At 67.6% G+C, this 1129-nt stretch carries 1 protein-coding gene; it reads right to left on the reverse strand.

The window, feature by feature from the left end; translation table 11 throughout:
• A partial coding sequence (locus E4P43_RS19675; protein ID WP_135147194.1) for an IS481 family transposase occupies nucleotides 1-1006 on the reverse strand: 1006 nt, incomplete at its 3' end.
• Nucleotides 1007-1129: the final 123 nt, after the last annotated feature.

Genomic DNA, 1129 nt, shown 5'->3' on the forward strand with positions numbered 1-1129 from the left:
TGTGATGCCCAGCCAGGTTGTCCAACCTGGTGATGGGTGGTGCCTTCCCGACCGCTGAGTGGGGCCGGTGGTGGTTGTACTGGTGGACCCATGCTGGCAGAGCCGCGAGGCGAGCTGATTCGGAGTTGTAGAACTTCTTGAACGCCCAGTCCTCGGCGAGTGTTCGGTGGAAGCGCTCGATCTTGCCGTTGGTCTGTGGGCGGTAGGGCCGGGTCCGCTTCGGTGTGATGCCCAGCTCGGCGCAGGTGTCGCGCCACAGGAAGGAGCGGTAGGCGCCGCCGTTGTCGCTGAGTACTCGGTGCACGGTGACGCCTCGCTCGTGGAACCAGGCGACGGCGTTGCGGAGCACGGCGGCCGAGGTCTCCTTGGTCTCGTCGTCGCGCGCTTCGACGTAGGCGACGCGGGAGTGGTCGTCGATGACGGTGTGCAGGTAGCAGGTTCCGATCAGCGGCTGGTGGTACTTGCTCTTCGGTGCACCGGTTCGGGCCGCGGTCTTGGCGCGGTTCCTTAACCCCTGTTGCCGGCCGGTGTAGCGCCACCCGCCACCGTCGGGGACCTTGCCGAGCTTCTTCACGTCGACGTGGATTAGGTCGCCGGGGTGCTCGTGCTCGTAGCGTCTGATCGGCTCGCCGGTGGCGCGGTCGATGTGGGTGAGCCGGTTGATCCGGCAGCGAACCAGGACCGCGTGCACGGTCGAGGAGGCCATGCCGAGCCGGTCGCCGATCTCTACGGGTCCCAGCCGCTGCTTCCACCGCAGGTGCACGATCTTGCGGACCACCGGCGCCGGCGTCCGGTTCGGCTGACGATGCGGCGCCGAGGACCGGTCGACCATCCCGGCGGGGCCTTCGTCGCGGTAGCGGTCGGCCCACTTCTTCGCGGTGCGCCACGAGACGTCGTAGCGCTCAGCTGCGCGGGCTGGGGACCAGCCGTGGTCGACGATCAGCCGACCAAGACGGAGGCGTGCGCGGGGCGTCAGAGCAGCGTTGGCATGGGTAGCGTGGGCCACGAAGGCCTCCTCTGGTGGCGGAGCGGTTCCTCGACAGCTCCACTCCACACCGGGAGGCCTTCGCCCATCTACAAGTCAGACACTGTGATCACAGGTCCTCGACCAACGTGCCTGGTCATCACA

Source organism: Blastococcus sp. TF02A-35, assembly GCF_004571075.1.
In the GTDB taxonomy this organism is placed as follows: Bacteria; Actinomycetota; Actinomycetes; order Mycobacteriales; family Geodermatophilaceae; genus Blastococcus.